The 18,717-nt window shown below is 43.7% G+C and carries 20 protein-coding genes; 11 read left to right on the top strand and 9 right to left on the bottom strand.

The genetic code is table 11. The features are described from left to right. Positions 1–80 precede the first annotated feature (80 nt). Together ACR64G_RS08585 and ACR64G_RS08580 are read left to right on the top strand one after the other, a co-directional pair. The gene (locus ACR64G_RS08585; RefSeq protein ID WP_435978891.1) at positions 81–491 is read left to right on the top strand and encodes a DUF2177 family protein; all 411 of its coding nucleotides are present in this window, start codon (positions 81–83) and stop codon (positions 489–491) included. 130 nt (positions 492–621) lie between these two features. Continuing rightward, positions 622–1,182 (top strand): acyl-CoA thioesterase, encoded by a 561-nt coding sequence (locus tag ACR64G_RS08580; protein ID WP_435978890.1) that lies wholly within the window; start codon positions 622–624, stop codon positions 1,180–1,182. Positions 1,183–1,280: 98 nt separating this feature from the next. On the opposite strand, the gene dps is transcribed toward ACR64G_RS08580, so the two are convergent. Further along, a complete protein-coding gene (gene dps / locus ACR64G_RS08575; RefSeq protein ID WP_435978889.1) occupies positions 1,281–1,763 on the bottom strand; it encodes a DNA starvation/stationary phase protection protein Dps in 483 nt (160 codons plus the stop codon). Positions 1,764–2,288: 525 nt separating this feature from the next. Between dps and uvrB the strand changes: the two genes are divergently transcribed. The 3 genes from uvrB (at position 2,289) to ACR64G_RS08560 (ending at position 5,510) form a co-directional block, all read left to right on the top strand. After that, a complete protein-coding gene (uvrB, locus tag ACR64G_RS08570; protein WP_435978888.1) occupies positions 2,289–4,400 on the top strand; it encodes an excinuclease ABC subunit UvrB in 2,112 nt (703 codons plus the stop codon). A 308-nt stretch (positions 4,401–4,708) separates the two neighbouring features. Next, positions 4,709–5,089, top strand: a complete 381-nt coding sequence (locus ACR64G_RS08565) for a hypothetical protein (RefSeq protein ID WP_435978887.1) — start codon at positions 4,709–4,711, stop codon at positions 5,087–5,089. A gap of 52 nt (positions 5,090–5,141) precedes the next feature. Further along, a complete protein-coding gene (locus ACR64G_RS08560) occupies positions 5,142–5,510 on the top strand; it encodes a hypothetical protein (protein ID WP_435978886.1) in 369 nt (122 codons plus the stop codon). Between the two features lie 114 nt (positions 5,511–5,624). On the opposite strand, the gene ACR64G_RS08555 is transcribed toward ACR64G_RS08560, so the two are convergent. From ACR64G_RS08555 to ACR64G_RS08545, 3 genes are all read right to left on the bottom strand, one after another. After that, on the bottom strand, positions 5,625–6,014 hold the full coding sequence (locus ACR64G_RS08555; RefSeq protein ID WP_435978885.1) for a hypothetical protein: 390 nt from the start codon (positions 6,012–6,014) through the stop codon (positions 5,625–5,627). A 78-nt stretch (positions 6,015–6,092) separates the two neighbouring features. Further along, entirely contained in the window at positions 6,093–6,482 is a 390-nt protein-coding gene (locus ACR64G_RS08550; RefSeq protein ID WP_435978884.1) for a DUF6122 family protein, read from the bottom strand. Positions 6,483–6,604: 122 nt separating this feature from the next. After that, positions 6,605–7,120: a hypothetical protein gene (locus ACR64G_RS08545; protein ID WP_435978883.1), complete on the bottom strand. Its 516-nt coding sequence runs from the start codon at positions 7,118–7,120 to the stop codon at positions 6,605–6,607. A gap of 353 nt (positions 7,121–7,473) precedes the next feature. Here ACR64G_RS08545 and recJ point away from each other — a divergent pair, with 353 nt between their 5' ends. Next, positions 7,474–9,339, top strand: coding sequence for a single-stranded-DNA-specific exonuclease RecJ (gene recJ, locus ACR64G_RS08540; protein WP_435978882.1), 1,866 nt, complete (start codon positions 7,474–7,476; stop codon positions 9,337–9,339). 89 nt (positions 9,340–9,428) lie between these two features. On the opposite strand, the gene ACR64G_RS08535 is transcribed toward recJ, so the two are convergent. From ACR64G_RS08535 to ACR64G_RS08515, 5 genes are all read right to left on the bottom strand, one after another. After that, a complete protein-coding gene (locus ACR64G_RS08535) occupies positions 9,429–10,091 on the bottom strand; it encodes a trimeric intracellular cation channel family protein (RefSeq protein ID WP_435978881.1) in 663 nt (220 codons plus the stop codon). Positions 10,092–10,159: 68 nt separating this feature from the next. Then, the gene (locus ACR64G_RS08530) at positions 10,160–10,795 is read right to left on the bottom strand and encodes a trimeric intracellular cation channel family protein (RefSeq protein ID WP_435978880.1); all 636 of its coding nucleotides are present in this window, start codon (positions 10,793–10,795) and stop codon (positions 10,160–10,162) included. A gap of 2 nt (positions 10,796–10,797) precedes the next feature. After that, the gene (queE, locus tag ACR64G_RS08525; protein WP_435978879.1) at positions 10,798–11,520 is read right to left on the bottom strand and encodes a 7-carboxy-7-deazaguanine synthase QueE; all 723 of its coding nucleotides are present in this window, start codon (positions 11,518–11,520) and stop codon (positions 10,798–10,800) included. A gap of 243 nt (positions 11,521–11,763) precedes the next feature. Continuing rightward, positions 11,764–12,585 carry a 2,3,4,5-tetrahydropyridine-2,6-dicarboxylate N-succinyltransferase gene (dapD, locus tag ACR64G_RS08520; protein WP_435978878.1) on the bottom strand — a complete coding sequence of 274 codons (822 nt, stop codon included), beginning with the start codon at positions 12,583–12,585 and terminating at the stop codon, positions 11,764–11,766. Positions 12,586–12,722: 137 nt separating this feature from the next. Next, the gene (locus tag ACR64G_RS08515) at positions 12,723–13,664 is read right to left on the bottom strand and encodes an alpha/beta fold hydrolase (protein WP_435978877.1); all 942 of its coding nucleotides are present in this window, start codon (positions 13,662–13,664) and stop codon (positions 12,723–12,725) included. Between the two features lie 328 nt (positions 13,665–13,992). Here ACR64G_RS08515 and ACR64G_RS08510 point away from each other — a divergent pair, with 328 nt between their 5' ends. The 5 genes from ACR64G_RS08510 to ACR64G_RS08490 all read left to right on the top strand — a co-directional run bounded on the left by ACR64G_RS08510 (position 13,993) and on the right by ACR64G_RS08490 (position 18,702). Continuing rightward, complete coding sequence (locus tag ACR64G_RS08510) at positions 13,993–15,168, top strand: FAD-dependent oxidoreductase (protein ID WP_435978876.1); 1,176 nt, start codon at positions 13,993–13,995, stop codon at positions 15,166–15,168. A 273-nt stretch (positions 15,169–15,441) separates the two neighbouring features. Continuing rightward, complete coding sequence (gene arsS / locus ACR64G_RS08505; protein WP_435978875.1) at positions 15,442–16,419, top strand: arsenosugar biosynthesis radical SAM (seleno)protein ArsS; 978 nt, start codon at positions 15,442–15,444, stop codon at positions 16,417–16,419. Between the two features lie 65 nt (positions 16,420–16,484). Next, positions 16,485–17,306 (top strand): DUF547 domain-containing protein, encoded by an 822-nt coding sequence (locus ACR64G_RS08500; protein WP_435978874.1) that lies wholly within the window; start codon positions 16,485–16,487, stop codon positions 17,304–17,306. 20 nt (positions 17,307–17,326) lie between these two features. Continuing rightward, a complete protein-coding gene (locus ACR64G_RS08495) occupies positions 17,327–18,049 on the top strand; it encodes a TIGR04283 family arsenosugar biosynthesis glycosyltransferase (protein ID WP_435978873.1) in 723 nt (240 codons plus the stop codon). A gap of 17 nt (positions 18,050–18,066) precedes the next feature. Next, positions 18,067–18,702: a TIGR04282 family arsenosugar biosynthesis glycosyltransferase gene (locus ACR64G_RS08490; protein WP_435978872.1), complete on the top strand. Its 636-nt coding sequence runs from the start codon at positions 18,067–18,069 to the stop codon at positions 18,700–18,702. The last annotated feature ends 15 nt before the right edge of the window (positions 18,703–18,717 follow it).

The following is an 18,717-nucleotide window of genomic DNA, read 5'->3' as shown; positions in this document are numbered from 1 at the left end:
TAATAGAGCAGTAACTAAATGCTATCTGGATGATCTTTAGTTTTGATTAAAATATGAGAATATAATAAAAGGATTTGATTATGGGTTATGTCTTTATTTATCTAGCTGCTGTTATCATATTTTTGGCCGTTGATGCCGTTTGGCTGACGACGATGAAAGGCGCGTTTTATGAAAAGCGTATCGGTCACCTGCTCGCCGATGAACCAAATATGATAGCAGCTGGCGTGTTCTATATGTTCTACATACTAGCACTGTGTATTTTGGTGTTATATCCACAGATCAAGGCTGGCGCCTCAATTGGTCATATTTTCTTGTTAGGCGGTCTCATTGGATTGATGGCGTATGGTACTTACGACTTTACTAACCTTGCACTATACAAAGGCTTTACTCTAGATACTGCGCTTGTGGACTTTGCATGGGGCGGTATACTGACAGGGTCAGTGAGTGCGATTGCAGCATGGATGGCTTATCACTTTAACTGGTTAAGCTAAAAGCTTTAAATACATGCCTACATAGGAATAAAAGTGCGGTTACAAGCCGTTATGGTATAAGTATTTATTTGCGTTACACTAAGCACAAACTAATAATACTGCTATTAATAAGTAGTACAAAAGGATACTTATGGCTCAATCTAATACCTCATCTACAGCAAAAAAAGCGCCGCTTAATCATGAACTATACATGTCGATATTGATGACGCCAGATATGGCAAACTTCATTGGAAATGTCCATGGTGGTGATTTACTCAAGATGCTTGATCAGGTAGCTTATGCGTGCGCTAGTCGTTACAGCGGTAACTATGTCGTGACCTTGTCAGTGGATCAGGTTATGTTCCGTGAGCCTATTTACGTCGGTGAGCTAGTCACTTTTGCAGCTAGTGTCAACTACGTTGGCAATACTTCGATGGAGGTCGGGATTCGGGTTGAAGCAGAAGACGTGCGTGCTCGTACCATTCGACATACCAACAGCTGCTATTTCACCATGGTAGCAATTGATGACAATGGTAAGCCGACGCCAGCACCGCCACTCGATACGAAAAATTCAATGCAGCAGTGCCGCGCTGATGCGGCGTTTGAACGTAAGCAGTTACGTATGCAAAGCTCAAATCGTCCTAGTTGCGATCTCGATGGGCCGATTGAGAATCCAACAATGATGCAAAAGCAAGAGAATGAAAAAGCATAGCTACTCAGAACAAAAAAGGTCACCATGTAGGTGACCTTTTTTGTTCTCTATTACTTAGGTTTAACGGCATTTAGGTTCAGTGGCGATTATCAAAAATACTATTTCTTAGGCGCATTGGCACCGATGAACCAAGCATCTTTGTCGACTACGCGGCTTACTTCTGTCAATAGATCAGCGGTGTCTTCATCACCAGCATCACCAGCAGTGTCGATAGCTTCGCGTAATGTCTTTGCGATTGTCTTATAGCGATTGGTCAATTCGCGAACATGTTGATCCACTTCAGTAATATCGGTTGGGTAGGTCTCTAAAATAGAATCTTCAGCGACACGCTTAGAGATACCATTGGCTTTACCGCCTAAGATAACAATGCGCTCAGCGACTGTATCGAAAGCTTCTGTCAAACGATCATAGGTATCGTCTAGTAATTGATGCACACCGATAAAGCCAGTACCTTGCAAATTCCAATGGCACTGTTTGGTATCCATGCTCAAATCCATTAGGTTCGCTAGATTCGAGTTTAATAAATCGACCATTTTATTCGCTGTATCGTCAGTAATACCACTTGCGTAACGTTCTCTCATATTATGCTCCGTTATTGAATTTGTTTTTAATTCTAGTTATTTGATTAGTAGAACAAGTAATCAATTACTTGCCTGTTGAATCAGTATCGATAATAGCACCTTGAGCCAAGATTGGAACCCTCTAGCGTTAGGCTTTATTGAGTGGTCGTGTAAGAGGTTTGTTAATCGTGAAAAGCTTTGTAAATATAGTCAGCTAATCTTTGAAATTTGTACTGCTATTGACGAACTTATCAAACAATTCTTGCTGAGTTGAATTCTTGATATTGATATCTGCAACGTTAACAGTCACTTTGACACATAAACTTTGGCACATAAACAATGACCCCTCATATCTCATTCCTCAATAGATAATAGGGGACAACTCACAAGTATCGTCAACGACTCTACCTGAGTATCCCAGCATCTTATTGTACATTTTGTAGCAGTACACTCCATAAAAAACAATGCGTTTAGGGCATCAAATTACCTTTAAAAACACAAGCAAAACCCCATATCGTTATAAATCTATTGAAAAAGACAGCCCCTATGCGTATGCCTGAACCGCGCTCGTCGCGTCAATTAAATCAATTGGCCACTCAACTCCAAGGCGAAGCTGAGATCATCGGCGTTAATGCATCTGGAACGCAAATATCAAGCCGCGCCTTTGAGATGGTGACTGAATTTGAGCCGGCAGGCGATCAGCCGCAAGCTATCAAAAAACTCGTCAATGGTATCAATAGCGGTATGGATGAGCAGTTACTACTTGGGGTGACGGGTTCTGGCAAGACTTATACGATGGCAAAAGTCATCAGTGAGACTCAGCGCCCAACCATTATCATGGCGCACAACAAGACGTTAGCAGCCCAGCTATATGGTGAGTTCAAATCGTTCTTTCCCAACAACGCTGTTGAGTATTTCGTCAGCTATTACGATTATTATCAGCCTGAGGCCTATGTCGCGGCAAGTGATACTTTTATCGAAAAAGACAGTGCCATTAATGATCATATCGATCAGATGCGCTTATCTGCTACGCGCGCCCTACTTGAGCGCCGCGATGCGATTATCGTTGCGTCAGTCTCTTGTATCTATGGCTTGGGCGATCCTGAGAGTTATCTCAAAATGCTGCTCCATATCGTCGTCGGTGACAAGATAGACCGTACGGCGACGATCAAGCGTTTGGTTGAGATGCAATATACGCGCAATGAGCTAGACTTTGGACGCGGTACGTATCGCTTGCGCGGAGAGCTACTAGATATCTATCCCGCTGAATCCGAGCAGCTGGCAGTGCGCGTGCATCTATTCGATAACGAAGTTGAAAAGATTACTTGGTTTGACCCGTTAACGGGCAAGACCGTGCGTAGCGTGCCACGTATCACCATCTATCCCAAGTCGCATTATGTGACGCCGCGTAACAAGCTGGACGCTGCTAGTATTACCATTCGTGAGGAGCTTGAACCGCGACTTGAGTATTTCCGTGAGAACAACAAGCTGATTGAAGCACAGCGCCTCAAAGAACGTACCCAATATGATCTTGAGATGATTCAGCAACTCGGTTACTGTAACGGTATTGAGAACTACTCACAGCATCTCTCTGGTCGACCATCAGGGGAGGCGCCGCCAACTTTGTTTGATTATATTCCAGAGGACGCGCTGTTGTTTCTCGATGAGTCTCATGTTACGGTATCGCAAATTGGCGCGATGTATAAAGGCGATCGCTCACGTAAAGAGAACTTGGTCAATTATGGTTTTCGTTTGCCAAGTGCGATGAATAACCGCCCGATGAAGTTTGAAGAGTGGGAACGTATCAAGCCCAAAACCATTTATGTGAGCGCGACGCCTGCGCTCTACGAATATGAGCACAGTGAGCAAGTCGTCGAGCAGCTGGTACGTCCGACAGGTCTGATTGATCCTGAGATTGAGATACGTCCTGTGCTGACGCAAGTCGATGATGTGCTGTCAGAGATTACCAAGCGCCGTGAGGTTGATGAGCGCGTATTGATTACTACTTTAACTAAGCGCATGTCAGAGGATTTGACCAGTTATCTTAAAGAGTACGATGTCAAAGTCGCTTATTTGCACTCGGATATTGATACCGTTGAGCGCATGCAGATTATTCATGAGCTACGTACGGGTGTGCATGATGTACTGGTCGGCATTAACCTACTGCGTGAAGGTCTAGATATGCCTGAGGTCTCACTGGTCGCGATATTCGATGCGGACAAAGAGGGCTTTTTGCGCTCAGAGCGCGCGCTTATTCAGACGATTGGTCGCGCAGCTCGTCACTTAAATGGCAAGGCTATTCTCTACGCCGATCGCATTACCCCAAGTATGCAAAAGGCGATAGATGAGACCGACCGTCGCCGCGAAAAACAGGTCGCCTTTAACCTTAAGCATAACATTACGCCAAGAGGTGCGCGCCGAAGTATTACGGATAAGATCGATACGGGTGATGATTTGGACGCCAATGACAATCAAGCGATTCCAGTCAAGAGCAATCTGCCAGATGTTGATATCAGTATCTTGCGTAGTCCTGATTTGCTCGCCAAAGAGATCAAGCGCCTAGAGAAGCTGATGAAGCAATTCTCTCGTGATCTCAAGTTTGAGGACGCCGCAAAAACTCGTGACAAAGTGCTAGAGCTAAAAGCGCACTTGCTCTAAGAGCTTAGTATTTTAGAAACTCGCTTGTGAAGAGTAGAGCGAGTTGCCCTCTAGGTGACTCGTTTTTTTTAGCCTAAAAGGACAACTAACTTCCTATGACCTTTTTTTTATAAGCGTCATATATTTAAACCACCCTTACCAACCACAAACGCAGTTTTACATATCCTACCTTAAAATAGTCAGCTGCTTCTTATACTATTTATATGTAGAGTATGACCTTTCAAACTCTAGGAAAATTGTTCGCTAGATATATATATATATATAGATATATATATGAAATTCTAAAATATTTTAATAAGGTTATGGTTATGGACGTTGCATCGTTATTCAAAAAGGGCGTAGAAAAACAACTGCTTGATGTAGATGATTATATCTTTACGCCTGAGCGCATTGACATGGTGGTAGATGAGGGAAACTTGAACTGTGTCCTCAATAGTGATGGTTCTGTTAATATTTTTTATAGCAAGAAAGGTATCACTGATGTGAGAGCCGCCGCGCGCAAGCATCCTTTTACCGATTTTGATACCGAACTCCATCATGGTATTTATGATGACGTTATTGAAGATTTGATCGACAGTGTTAATGATATTATTGGCAGTCACTCTAAATACTTTCGCATTAATAAAGTTCTGCCTATGGGAGCGGCCTTAGGGAATGATGACCTTATTAGTGAAAATGACAAGTACTAAATGCTAGTTATTAAGTTTTAAAGAATTTTGAATCGCAATTAAGGGTACAACCATGGATGTCGCAGCACTATTTAAAAAGGGCGTAGAAAAAGAATTATTAGATGTAGACGATTATATCTTTATACCTGAGCGTATCGATATCGTCGTTGATGGGGGTGATTTGACTTGTGTGTTAAACAGCGATGGTTCGGTCAATATTTTTTATAGCAAAGAAGGCATTACTGATGTTAGAGCCGCTGCTCGTAAACATCCCTTTACTGCTTTTGAAACTGAGTTGTATCACGGTATTTATGATGATGTTATCGAAGATTTAGTTGATGGCGTGAATGACATTATCAGTAGCGGGTCTAAATACTTTCGTCGGAGTAGAATCCTACCAGTAGCTATGCAGCCTGAGCCTATCACTCGAAATCATATTTGATATCTGATAGTTGTCATAAGTAGTGGTTCGAAGTTTATCTCACAATTACAATAAAGCGCGATATACGTTCATTGAATGTATATCGCGCTTTTTTTATCCAAAATTTTCGTGTTTTTATGGAGACACAATACTGCCATAGCAGCTTTGAAGAGATTTGGCGACGACTCGTGCGACCAACTGAGTGCGATAGTTGGCATCGATAGCGGCATTCCCTAGCTCAACGATGGTGACTTGCTGTGGGGCTTGTTCACTAACGCAGCCACATACTCGAGTTTTTACCGCTTCTTCTTGAGCTTCACTCATCGCGACACTGGCGATCTGCCATGTTTTTTGATTCTCAATCTGGCTGCGACATTGATTGTCGATAGCGGCTTTGAACACATTCATACCGATCTCATTCGCCGTGCCGATAGCATTGCCTGAATTATTGGTTCCACCTGTCGTTGTACATCCTGCTATTGCAAAGGTGGCAAGCAGGGTGGTTGAAAGTAATAACTTTTTCATAAAAGCGTCCTTTAGTATTCATGAATTGAGGATAGGTACCAAAGCATAGTAACTGATTTGCACGCTAAAAGTGATGCCCTAATACTTAAACATATCGCTTAATCCTATCACTAAATCAAGAGCGGGCGCATCTTGCAGGCATTCAGGACAAATAAGATAGTTCAGCACGCAATCATTTAAGTCAGTGAGCATATGAAGTATCAACCCCAGCCCTATTATTTTATAGGGTTTTCTGAAAAATAACATGGCGATATAGATGATCATAGCGTAATAAGTGTGAAGGGGATGAAAGTTAATACTACAGCGATTAGGCGAGAATATCGGCGTGGCTAGCAAATGGTCTAAATCGACCAGCATAGTAGCAAGCAAAATTAGATAAACGCGTTTGTAGTCATGACGGAAGAATACGTAAGCTATGAGTAGCGGCATACCGAAGTGCAAAAAGTAGTGTATAAGCGTTTGAGTCATTACTGGTTAATCTAAGAGGACATATGGGTAAGTATAGCGTGAACGGCCCACAAGTCATCAAGAACAAAAAAAACCAGCTAAGTTATCTTAGCTGGTGATATAAAATCAGTATCTAACAGTGTTTAAACGTTCTTACTATGTTGTTTCTTTTGAATATCTTTGGCTAGCTTATAGCACTCTTCGACATGATCGTTCGCAATTTTTTTGAATATGGTATAGCCCATCGTCGCCGCAACTAGCTGACCGCCTAGCGGGATAAACTTCGTCACTTGTTTAGCAGCAATGCGACCACCAAAACCTTGAATGGTTTTTTTGACGATACCGCGTGTTGCCATCAGACCGGCAAAGTCTACCGTACGATTCTTAAGCTCTTTCCAATGCACTTCACGTGATTCTAGATCAATGGCAGAATCGCGTCCTTTAATTAGACCAAAACGTTCGCTAATATCAGGAATAAGCTGGGTGAGCATACCAGCGTCCACTGCTACATCAAAAAAGGGTACAGGTACCACGGCTACGCCAGCGGAGTATTTTGCACGTTGTTTGACCAGTTTTTTGCAGTCTTTTTTAACTTGTTCAAGATCTAAGTTTGGATCAATCGTGTTAGGGAGTTTTTCAGCGGCGGGAGTCGTTTTCATAAAATATCCTTTTAAGTGATTCAATGGTCAAGGTATAACTAGCAGGTTGAAGTTGATAAGTAATTGCTATGTTAATTAATAATCAAGAGAATTAATAGTTAGAATGAATGATTATACTGCCTAATATTTTAATCATTTGTGAGCGCTATGCAATTATAGGTTTGTAGCGAAATGCAGAGAATTACTGTGAGAGTGCACAGTTTTTGTAAATAAGACGACAAGTCTCGCTACATTGATCCTATATTTCAATGTCTAAGATTTGCAAATATTCAAGTGATATCAGTTGATAGTATTATTGTTTAACAGTGCCTATTAGCATTGTGACTGTCTATAAAAGCCAGTAGAATACGCTCATGCTAAATTTAACCCCCCGTTATACCGCAACTTGTAATGACGAGTTGCCCGCTGCATTGCAGTCCCTTGCCGCCCAATCCTTAACCCTCGCTAGACTATATGCAGGTCGCGGTATCACTGCGCCCAACGAACTAGAGACGGGTCTATCAGGACTATTGCCAGCGGAACACCTGCACGGCGTCACAGAGGCAGTTCGTCTGCTTGATCAAGCTATTGACGAGGGTTTGCGTATTCTTATCGTCGGCGACTTTGATTGTGATGGCGCCACCAGTACCGCACTCATGATACGCGCGCTGAGTGCTATGGGCGCAGTCGTTGACTTTATCGTGCCCGATCGCTTCAAGTACGGTTATGGGCTGACGCCTGAAATCGTCGAGCTGGGTATAGAGACTTATCATCCTGATATGATCGTAACGGTCGATAATGGTATCTCAAGTCATGAAGGCGTGGCGCGCGCCCAAGCTAACGGTATCATCGTGATCATTACTGATCACCATTTAACGACTAAGACAGTACCGTCCGCTGAAGCGGTGGTCAACCCTAATCAGGTAGATTGCAGCTTTGCGAGTAAAGCACTCGTTGGCGTTGGCGTAGCCTTCTATGTACTAGGACGTTTGGCAAGATTGCGCCGCGAGGCGGACAAGTCTACGGTTCAAGTGAGTCAATATCTGGATTTGGTCGCGCTTGGGACGATTGCTGATGTTGGGGTGCTTGATAAGAATAATCGTACTCTCGTGCATCATGGACTTGCCGCGATTCGTCAAGGACGCTGTAGTGTAGGTATACTGGCACTGCTTGAGCAGGCAGGACGTGATCCCAAGCAAATGCAAGCGCAGGACTTTGGATTTGTATTAGGACCGCGTATCAATGCCGCCGGTCGCATGGATAATATGCGTATCGGTATTGAATGCCTGCTGGCCGATGACTGGAGCACCGCGCAGCGTTTGGCGCAAGAGCTTGAACAGCTCAATCGCACGCGCCGTCAGGTTGAAGGCGAGATGCGTGCGCAAGCGGATACTATCGTGCAAACTTTAGCAGACGATAACAGCGATGATGAGCCTGATATAACGATCAGTCATGATAATGACGACATCATTTGTCATGACAACGTTAACACAGTCGACAACGCTACTGATGCACCTTTTAATAAGCAGGCTAAGAATGACACTAGCCGTAGTATTATTCTATACAAAGACGACTGGCATCAAGGCGTCATCGGTATCGTGGCAGGACGGTTAAAAGAAAGTCATTATCGACCCAGCATCGTCTTTGCTCCTGCCAATACAGAGCGTACGGGTGATGATGATCCTATTAAAGGCTCAGCGCGTTCTATCGCTGGTGTGCATATCCGCGATGCGATCGAACAAGTAGCTGAGCAGTACCCTAACCTTATCAGCCATTTCGGTGGTCATGCCATGGCGGCTGGCCTGACGTTAAAACGTCGCAACTTTGATGGGTTTGTCAGTGCTTTTGATGAGGTGATGGCGCAGCTAGATGATGAAGTATTCGCTGAGCAAAAATTCACTGATGGATCTTTGCAAGGCTGCGACTTTAGCTTGGGGTTTGCTGAGCACCTAGCCAGTGCAAGTATTTGGGGCCATGGTTTTGCGCCGCCGATATTTGATGGTGTCTTTGAAGTGCTCAGTTTTAAGATATTAAAAGACAAGCATCTTAAGCTATCACTGCGATATCCTGATGTACAATATCCGATTGAGGCCATTTACTTTAACTTTGATAGTGAGGTGTGGGATTACCGCGCCGAGCAGGTACATCTACTGTTTCAATTAGATATTAATGAGTGGAATGGCAAGCAGAGTCTACAACTGATGGTCAGAGATTTGGCTCTAGTAAATAGCGCTAGTTAAAATAGTAATTTATAAACACCTATTAATGCACAAAAATTTATAGGCCACGTCAGAAAAAAGCGTTACCTTGGAACGAGGTTGACGCTTTTTTAGTATCTCCATTGCAGTGTTGGGAACTGCCAGTCAAAGCGAATCGCTAGCATGCGTAACGTAAAAATAGTACTCATCGTCGCAATATCAGTAATCCAAGCACTTAACCCTAAGTTGCGCAAAGCAAAGTAGAGTATACCGCCAGTTAAAGCGGCGGAGATATAAATCTCCTGCTGTAGTACCAGTGGAATCTCATTACAAATCATATCGCGGATAATACCACCGACGATGATAGTGATAACGCCAAGTAATAGAGCAACGGGAACGTTCGCACCCATACTATCAGCGACTTTGATACCGATCAGAGTAAACGCTGACAGACCGATGGTATCAGAGAGTTTGAGGAACTTATCGACTCGTATAGAGTTGGGATGAAAGAATATCTGCATGACAAGTGATGAGATAGTAATGACCGTTAGGTAGCTCATATCAACCATCCAAAATAGGGGATGACGATCTAAGATAACATCGCGAACTGTGCCGCCGCCGATAGCCGTTACGATAGACACTAGCAAACAGCCAAAAACATCGAAGTTTTTGTGCTTAGCCAGTATCGTACCTGAGATACTACAGGCAACGATACCAATCATATCGAACAAATAGAGTAAAGATCGCGGATCAAAAGTGGTGATTAGCTCTGCATCCAAGGCAATCGTTAGCATGAATCTCTCACTAAATAGGATTCTCAAAATTTTAGAGGTAGGAATATTAAAAGCAGCTAGTGTATCGTTTATCGTACCAAACGAATAGAAGGCAAATGCCAGTCAAATCTGAGCGCAAGCATACGTACGAAAAAGATAACCAGAAGCATAATAAATTCATTAAGACCTGCATTGACACCGAAGTACTGGAGGCAAAGGTAGGTGACCGAGCCTGCAACGCTCGCTGTGATATAAATCTCACGCTGTAGCACGAGCGGTATCTCATTACAGATAATATCACGTAGCAAACCGCCAAGAATGGCCGTCCATACTCCCATCATTACCGCAATGAGTGGCGCTACCCCTAGATTTAATGCGACCTTGAAACCAATCACGCTAAAAGCAGCAAGACCAACAGCATCAAAGAGTTTGAGCGCATTATCAATCTTGTGGTAGAGGTGAAAGAACATCTGCAAGATAAGAGAGGTCATCGTAATGACGATGACATAGTTCAAATCAGTCATCCAAAATAAAGGATGACGATCTAATGCCATATCTCTCAAAGTACCGCCGCCGATAGCATTGACCATCGATACCAAAATGCAGCCTGCGATATCGAACCCTTTGTGCTGAGCAAGTAAAGTCCCAGCGATAGCACAGGCAATGATCCCAATCATATCTAGTAAATATAATAAAATATCAGGAAAAATTAAAGCATTGAACATAACTATTTGCCCTTTGCATCTGCCCAAATGATTTTATGCAATTGCAACTGAAAGCGTACGGGTAGGGCGTCAGTCAGTATCCACTCAGCCAACTCGCGAGCCAGTACAGGTACGTCAGGGCTGAACTGTTCATCGATATCATCGGCGACGTTAAACATCGGAGAGAACCAAACCGTTCCAACCACTTTATCGAGCTGATGCTCAATGAGTTTTGCTTTTGCCCAGTCATAATCAGCGCGGTTCATAATGACAAACTTGATCTGATCATGCGGGGTCAAGTAATCTAAGTTTGACCATAAGTTTTTGTCCACCTCACCTGAGCTTGGCGTTTTGAGATCCATGACTTTGCTGACGGCTGGCGGCACGTTTTTGACCGTCAACGCACCGGCCGTCTCAAGGGATATCTCATAGCCATCAGTCAGTAAGCGCTTCATAAGCTCAAGCGCATTTGGCTGCGCGAGCGGCTCACCGCCTGTCAGACAAATGCGTTTGCATGGAAAGCTGGCTATCGTTGCCACGATGGTTTCAAGCGATTGGCGCTCGCCACCTGTAAAAGCATATTCTGTATCGCAGTAGACACATCTGAGCGGACAACCGGTTAGGCGCACAAATATCGTCGGCAACCCTGAGGTCAGCGCTTCGCCTTGCAAAGAGTAGAATATCTCGGTGAGGCGCAGACCCGCTTCGGGATCAGTGACAGGAATGGTGGCGTTTCTTAAAGTCATAATATTTCAAATACAGTTAAGGGGTAATCAGGCAATCAAGCCATTATCATTAAAGATAACGAAGATACTCTTTGATGGCTCTAAGGTAGAGAAAATAAAGACAGATTATAACTTAAGCGACCATACTTGACGCAATTATGATGCAAAAAAGACGCTGAAGGTTGCCCTGTCAGCATCTTTTTAGTCGTTTAATATCAGGTAACTGTTCATTGTCAAAAGTAGCTTTTTGGCAAAAAGTAGCGCTTAATCTAAACGAAGCAGCTCATTAACTGCCGTCTTCGCACGCGTTTGCGCATCGACCTTTTTGACGATAATAGCAGCGTATAAGCTATATTTACCACACTCAGAAGGTAATGATCCTGGGACAACGACTGAACCTGCTGGTACGCGGCCACGATAAATCTCGCCCGTTTCGCGATCATAAATCTTGGTTGATTGACCGATATAGACGCCCATAGAGATGACCGCGCCTTCTTCTACGATTACGCCTTCTACGATCTCAGAGCGCGCTCCGATAAAGCAGTTGTCTTCGATGATAGTCGGATTGGCCTGTAATGGCTCCAATACGCCGCCGATACCAACGCCGCCTGATAGATGCACGTTCTTACCGATTTGTGCACAGGATCCAACCGTTGCCCATGTATCGACCATGGCACCTTGATCGACATATGCACCGATATTGACGTATGAAGGCATCAACACCGCACCTGCTGCTATGTATGAACCTTTACGAGCCACGGCAGGTGGTACGACGCGAACGCCTGCTTCTTTGAATTGAGCTTCAGTCCAATCAGCAAACTTAGTTGGCACTTTGTCATAGAACTGGAGGTGATCGCCTGTAGACTGAACGTAATTGTCATTCAAACGGAACGAGAGCAGTACTGCTTTTTTGGCCCACTGATTGACCACCCATTCGCCATCTTTTTTCTCAGCGACACGCAAACTACCGTTGTCGAGTTGCTCAAGTACTTGCTCAATAGCATCACGGACGTCTTGTGGCATAGTAGCTGGGCTATATTCGTTACGGTTCTCAAAAGCTTGTTCGATAGTGTGTTGCAATGACATAAAAATCCTTAAAAAGGTTAGTAATTAAATGAAGGGTAGAGCTGCGAGTAAATCATTTGATCAAAAGATACTTGCCGTATTGTCGCCAATTTAGCGTCTTTTAGCAAATGAGCGCAGTACTGGTATCAATACAAAGGTTAAGCATTTGAAGTATGATTCTCTATCCATACCAAGATATCTTGATAGACGGTTTTATTATCTTGCTCATTCAAAGGCTCATGGCGCATGTTGGAATACAGTTGCACTTCTACATTACTGAAGCTTTGTTTTTCTAAGCGATTCACCACAGTGTTAATGCCGCTACCCATATCGCCGATAGGATCGTTTTGACCACTGACGAACAGCATAGGGAAGTCTTTAGCAATCGTGGTGGACCAACCCTTACGCAGGCCTGTGTCCATCAAGGTAAATAAAGCAAAAAAACCGTTATTGGTAAAGTCAAAACCAGTAAGCGGGTCAGCCTCATAGGCAGCAACATTGTCTGGGTTTTCACTAATCCAGGCAAAAGGCGACGATGAGATGCGATTATCCAACTGGCTATTAAGCGTTTTGTTCATGACTTTAGCAAAGACAGGATTGGTCTTTTTGGGCGCCGCTTTTGCCAGTAGTTTACTGACAGGCAGTAGCACTTTGGTCAAGGGGTTAGCGTCTGCTGTGCCCATAAGGATCGCCCCTGAAAAATTATGCGCGTGATGCTTGAGCACATTACGGACTATAAACGAACCCATAGAGTGCCCCATGACAAAATGCGGTACGTCAGGGTGACGCTCTTTTAGACTGTCGGCCATGACGATAACATCCTTTAACAGTGATTGAACAGGATGCTCATCACCAAAGAATCCTAGTTCATCTGAGGTCTTAACCGTTTTGCCATGACCGAGTTGATCGTAGGTGGCAACGGCGACACCCTCGTCTGCCAAGAACTGCGCAAAATCGCTATAGCGTCCGCTGTGCTCACACATACCATGAACGATAAGCAAGGTTGCTGTGATCTTGGTGCTAGTGTCACTTGGCTCAAAAAAAGTATGATGGAGATAATGAGTATTATCTGAGGAGGTGATTTGCTCTGGATGAGGCATAAATAATTCCTTAAAAATAGCGAGGTGATGGCAGATACTATAAGGTAGTGTTGTTCTATTATTTGTGATCAGTCCTAGACCTAACTTTTTTGTGGCGAGTCTTAGACCCAACTGATAATCAAGAAAAGTATACTTTGAATAAGACAGACCTATTGTGTCATGAGTACAGGCTTCAGCTAATCTAACCATAAAGCTTTGTGGGGTCAAATATATTTATGTCTTTATCTTACATTAGCTCGCCCCGTTACCATAAAATTTATGGTTTACTAATGTACCTACAAAGTTATCATTATCCATTATTATTAATTGTAAAAGCGCCTTTACCTCTATGAAAAACTCATCGATAAAAAAACTACTCTTGGCAGGAGGCGGTCACGCTCATATTGGCTTGCTGCGCCGTTTGCGTACCAAGCGTCCAGATAATCTAGACATCGCTATGATCAGCGAGCAATCACAAAGCCTGTATTCTGGCATGCTACCTGGCTGGATGGCAGGACATTATAGCCTCAATGAGATTAGTATCGATGTCTTGTCACTATGTAAGCAGGCAGGTGTCGATCTCATCAAGAGCGCCATCACTCGCGTAGATGCAAACGCGCAAAATGTCGCAACTGCCGATAAAGGCGATCACGATTATGACATCTTATCGTTGAATACCGGTGCTGATACTGATTTAGACTGGCTTGCGCGCGCTCAATCCCTCTCGAACCACGCCTCTTTTAATCAGTCATCTACTAATCAAGCAGTGGTTGATGTATCTAACGATAAGGTTATACCCATACGTCCGCTACATCATCTCGTTCAAGCATGGCAGCAGATTTTATTAGACGCGCAGCAATCTGAGGATTATCAACTGGCTATTATTGGTGCAGGGGCGGCGGCGACCGAGATCGTTATGGCGGCAAAAGTCGCCTTACAAGCCATTAATCCAAATCATCAGGTTTATCTGGTCTGCGGACGTGATTTGCTATCGGGGTTCGATGCTAAATTCACTCAGCGAGTGATCAAGCAGCTTAAGCGTCTAGATATTCCAGTCATTTATGAACGCGCGCAAGACTTTAAAGACAGTCAACTTGCTATTGATACCAAGTCGATGACTATGAACAGTGTCATCGCAGCGACTGGCGTGGTGGGCGCAGCTTGGACTAAGAATACTACTCTTAAAACAGTAGATAAAGGCTTCATCGCTGTAAGCGCCGTACAGCAAAGTACTTCACATGCCAATGTATTCGCGGTAGGTGATGTCGCAACGCGCACTGACCAAGATGTGGCACATTCAGGTGTACACGCGGTGCATGGTGGCGCGGTGGAAGCAAACAATCTGATGGCGTACTTGGCTAATGAGCCGTTAAAAGAGTACAAACCACGCGCGCGTACTCTATATTTATTGTCCTGCGGTGATATATACGCTATCGGTAGCTGGGGTAAGTACAGCCTACAAGGCCGCTGGATTTGGTACGTCAAACGCTACATCGATAAGCGTTTTGTAGCGTCATATAAGTAAACTTTTGTATGAGAAAAAAGTAAAATCTATTTAAAAAACAATAATTTAGTCTGTTTAGACCATTTAGTTACATGGTCTATTATCTAGCGTCACAATAGTATCGTCAAATAGTGCAATAATAAATGAGTTATCACTCAAAAATGCTACTTATCTCTATAGTTTTAAGATACTCTACTATTGCAGGCGAGCAAATTAATCAAGAATAAAAACGCTATATTTTACAATTGGAATGTTTGATCAATCAAAACTGCCATCACATAAAGGCCATACCTTATGAAATCTACTATTGAGCTGCTTGAACATACAGACTTCCCAGCGATCAAGCGACGTGAGCTGACAACACTACAGGTGAATATGGGCTATCTGTGCAACATGTCTTGTGTCCATTGTCATGTGGCTGCCAGTCCTTATCGGACTGAGATGATGTCGCGTGAGTTAGTTGAGCTGATAGTAGACGTATTACAAGCGCAAGATATGGACACGCTTGATCTCACAGGCGGTGCTCCTGAGATGCATGACGATTTTAAATACTTAGTAAAAGAAGCTCGCGCACTAGGGGTTAAAGTCATTGATCGTTGCAATTTAACGATCTTGATGGAAGAGGGTTATGAGGATATGGCACAGTTTTTGGCAGATAATGAGGTCGAAGTAGTCGCCTCACTGCCTTGTTACTCGCTTGAGAACGTCGACAAACAGCGCGGCAAAGGCGCATTTGACGATAGTATCTTGGGACTGCATAAGCTCAACGCATTTGGGTTTGGAAGGGCAGATACAGGGTTGACATTGAATCTTGTTTATAACCCACAGGGCGCCTCTTTGCCGCCCAACCAGCAATTACTAGAGGCGGACTATAAGCGCGAGTTAAAAGAGCACTTCGATATCGAGTTTAATCAATTGTTTGCCTTGACCAATATGCCTATTCAGCGCTTTGGCGCAGTGCTACTCGCCAAAAACGAATTTCATCCCTATATGAATCTGCTAAAAGACAACTATGACGCTCACAATTTAACCGATGTGATGTGCCGCTCGACGATTAGTGTCAACTGGCTTGGTGAGTTATTTGATTGCGATTTTAATCAACAGTTAGAGATGCCTGTACCCAACAGATCGCGAAGACATCTACGCAATCTACTTACCCAAAACCCTACTGGCGACGATATTGCTATTGGCGACCATTGTTATGGTTGTACGGCAGGACAAGGCAGTAGTTGTGGCGGTGCTTTAGAAGAAGAAAAGGTAAAAGTGGTTTAGAGCAGGTTCTAGGCACTCTTATTCATAAAACCAATATTATCATTAGCATCAACGGAGCTTATCTTATGTTTAATAATAAAGTACCACTGTCAAATATCTCAATGACTAAAACCTTTATCGCTGCCACGCTCATGCTATCAAGCGCCGCTTATGCCGATTTTAATCATAGTAGCTGGGATAGTTTGCTAAATAAAAACGTGACGATGACCAATGGTGGTAAAGCCTCTGTCGTCAATTACAACGGTATGAAAGCTGATAAAAGCAAACTTGATAGCTACATGGCAGCGACGAGCAAAGTCAGTCAATCTGAATTCAATCGTTGGAGTAAAGACGAGCAGTTGGCATTTTTGATTAACGTCTATAACGCAGGCACCGTAGAGTTGGTTTTGACCAAATACCCTAGTATCAAGTCAATCAAGGATATCGGTGGCATATTTGGCTCGCCGTGGAAGCAAGATTTCATTCCTTTGTTAGGAAAAACGCGTTCGCTTGACGATATTGAACACAATCTCATTCGTGGCTCTAAGCGTTATAACGAACCGCGAATTCATTTTGCGGTTAATTGCGCGAGCATCGGCTGTCCTGCACTCTTGAACGACGCTTTTACTGCTAGCAAATTGGATAAGCAGTTAGAGCAAGTAACCAGTAAGTTCCTAGCGGATAGTAGCCGTAACCGTCTTAAAGGGAGTACGCTTGAGGTCTCGCCTATTTTTAAATGGTACAAAGAAGATTTTGAGAGCAACTGGCGCGGTACCGGTGATTTAGAAGGGTTCTTAGCTCGCTACAATTCATCTTTAGGTCTCAATAAATCACAAACTGCGGATCTAAAAGCAGGCAAAACCAAGATTAGCTACACCAACTATAATTGGAATTTGAATAAAAAGTAAAAAGGTGAGTGCTAGCAAATATGACCGCCATTGTTACGGTTTCTATTATTATTCCCATACTCAATGAGGCAGATAATCTGCCTCATTTGTTTGCTCATATTAATGGACTCAACCCAGCGCCGAAAGAAGTTATCATGGTCGATGGTAGCTCAAACGATAATTCTTTGGCACTCGCTAAGCAAATGATAAAAAGTCTGACTATTGATAGTCAATCGGCTACAGATTGGCAAGTGGTTGAGTCAAAAGCAGGACGCGCGACGCAAATGAACGAGGGCGCCGCGCTCGCTACTGGCGATGTACTGCTGTTCTTGCATGCCGATACGATATTACCAACTGCGTCGATATTAGATATTGCTAGGGTAATGTATCAAGGCGCTAAGTGGGGTCGTTTTGATGTGCGCCTAGATAGCCCTGATTGGACGCTCAAGCTAGTTGGCCAAATGATAAATTTGCGCTCACGATTGAGTAGTATTGCCACTGGTGACCAAGCTATTTTTATTAAACGTAAAGTCTTTGAAGAAATAAACGGTTATCCCAATCAAGCATTAATGGAAGATATTGAAGTAAGTAAACGCTTAAAATCCATCGGCAAACCTGCTTGTTTGAAGAGTAAAGTTACCACCTCGGCGCGGCGCTGGCGACAGCATGGCACTTGGCGCACGATTGCTCTAATGTGGCAGCTGCGTTTTGATTATTGGCGCGGCGTATCTGCTGATAATATCAAAAAGCGCTATTACCAATAAAAGAAAATATGCTTATCATGAATCAAAAACAACCAACCTGCCTTATTGTCTTTGCCAAATTCCCTGCCGAAGGCATGGCCAAAACTCGCCTGCAACCCGCCCTTGGTATCGCAGGTTCTGCGCGTATGGCGCGTAAACTATTGCTACATAGTATAGAGCAAGCAGTAGCAACTGGGCTTGCCGTCGAGTTATGTGTGAGTCCGGCGCCAAATGACCCGTGCTGGCAGACGCTAGATTTACCTAGGTCACTGCTGTGGTCAGTACAAGCCAATGGCGACTTAGGTACTCGTATGCTCACAGCTAGTGCGCAAGCTTTGACAAAATTTGAAAAGGTGTTACTAATAGGGACAGATTGCCCTAGTCTGTCAACGACAGTTATTCAAAGTGCCGCGCAGCAACTAGATAGCTGTGATAGTGTGATGATTCCAGCTTCAGACGGTGGCTATGTGCTTTTAGGCTTCAAGCAAACTCACGAGCGCCTGTTCTCAGATATGACTTGGAGCATCAGTAACGTTGCCGCAGTCACCCAACAGCGATTAGTGGAATTAGACTGGTCATTGCGTATACTTGAGACCTTGCATGATATCGATGAGCCCAGTGATCTACAGTATTTGCCTACTGACTGGCTAGCCGATTATACGATAACTGATTGATAAATTAGAGATGTC

This window comes from Psychrobacter sp. DM4, assembly GCF_051307035.1.
GTDB lineage: Bacteria > Pseudomonadota > Gammaproteobacteria > Pseudomonadales > Moraxellaceae > Psychrobacter.
This window is presented reverse-complemented; position numbering and strand designations above follow the sequence as displayed.

What these genes read in the sequence shown, in the direction of transcription:
- ACR64G_RS08585 (WP_435978891.1), top strand. Translation starts at nt 81, where the DNA reads ATGGGTTATGTCTTTATTTATCTAGCTGCTGTTATCATATTTTTGGCC.
- ACR64G_RS08580 (WP_435978890.1), top strand. Translation starts at nt 622, where the DNA reads ATGGCTCAATCTAATACCTCATCTACAGCAAAAAAAGCGCCGCTTAAT.
- dps (WP_435978889.1), bottom strand. Translation starts at nt 1,763, where the DNA reads ATGAGAGAACGTTACGCAAGTGGTATTACTGACGATACAGCGAATAAA.
- uvrB (WP_435978888.1), top strand. Translation starts at nt 2,289, where the DNA reads ATGCGTATGCCTGAACCGCGCTCGTCGCGTCAATTAAATCAATTGGCC.
- ACR64G_RS08565 (WP_435978887.1), top strand. Translation starts at nt 4,709, where the DNA reads ATGGACGTTGCATCGTTATTCAAAAAGGGCGTAGAAAAACAACTGCTT.
- ACR64G_RS08560 (WP_435978886.1), top strand. Translation starts at nt 5,142, where the DNA reads ATGGATGTCGCAGCACTATTTAAAAAGGGCGTAGAAAAAGAATTATTA.
- ACR64G_RS08555 (WP_435978885.1), bottom strand. Translation starts at nt 6,014, where the DNA reads ATGAAAAAGTTATTACTTTCAACCACCCTGCTTGCCACCTTTGCAATA.
- ACR64G_RS08550 (WP_435978884.1), bottom strand. Translation starts at nt 6,482, where the DNA reads ATGACTCAAACGCTTATACACTACTTTTTGCACTTCGGTATGCCGCTA.
- ACR64G_RS08545 (WP_435978883.1), bottom strand. Translation starts at nt 7,120, where the DNA reads ATGAAAACGACTCCCGCCGCTGAAAAACTCCCTAACACGATTGATCCA.
- recJ (WP_435978882.1), top strand. Translation starts at nt 7,474, where the DNA reads ATGCTAAATTTAACCCCCCGTTATACCGCAACTTGTAATGACGAGTTG.
- ACR64G_RS08535 (WP_435978881.1), bottom strand. Translation starts at nt 10,091, where the DNA reads ATGCTAACGATTGCCTTGGATGCAGAGCTAATCACCACTTTTGATCCG.
- ACR64G_RS08530 (WP_435978880.1), bottom strand. Translation starts at nt 10,795, where the DNA reads ATGTTCAATGCTTTAATTTTTCCTGATATTTTATTATATTTACTAGAT.
- queE (WP_435978879.1), bottom strand. Translation starts at nt 11,520, where the DNA reads ATGACTTTAAGAAACGCCACCATTCCTGTCACTGATCCCGAAGCGGGT.
- dapD (WP_435978878.1), bottom strand. Translation starts at nt 12,585, where the DNA reads ATGTCATTGCAACACACTATCGAACAAGCTTTTGAGAACCGTAACGAA.
- ACR64G_RS08515 (WP_435978877.1), bottom strand. Translation starts at nt 13,664, where the DNA reads ATGCCTCATCCAGAGCAAATCACCTCCTCAGATAATACTCATTATCTC.
- ACR64G_RS08510 (WP_435978876.1), top strand. Translation starts at nt 13,993, where the DNA reads ATGAAAAACTCATCGATAAAAAAACTACTCTTGGCAGGAGGCGGTCAC.
- arsS (WP_435978875.1), top strand. Translation starts at nt 15,442, where the DNA reads ATGAAATCTACTATTGAGCTGCTTGAACATACAGACTTCCCAGCGATC.
- ACR64G_RS08500 (WP_435978874.1), top strand. Translation starts at nt 16,485, where the DNA reads ATGTTTAATAATAAAGTACCACTGTCAAATATCTCAATGACTAAAACC.
- ACR64G_RS08495 (WP_435978873.1), top strand. Translation starts at nt 17,327, where the DNA reads ATGACCGCCATTGTTACGGTTTCTATTATTATTCCCATACTCAATGAG.
- ACR64G_RS08490 (WP_435978872.1), top strand. Translation starts at nt 18,067, where the DNA reads ATGAATCAAAAACAACCAACCTGCCTTATTGTCTTTGCCAAATTCCCT.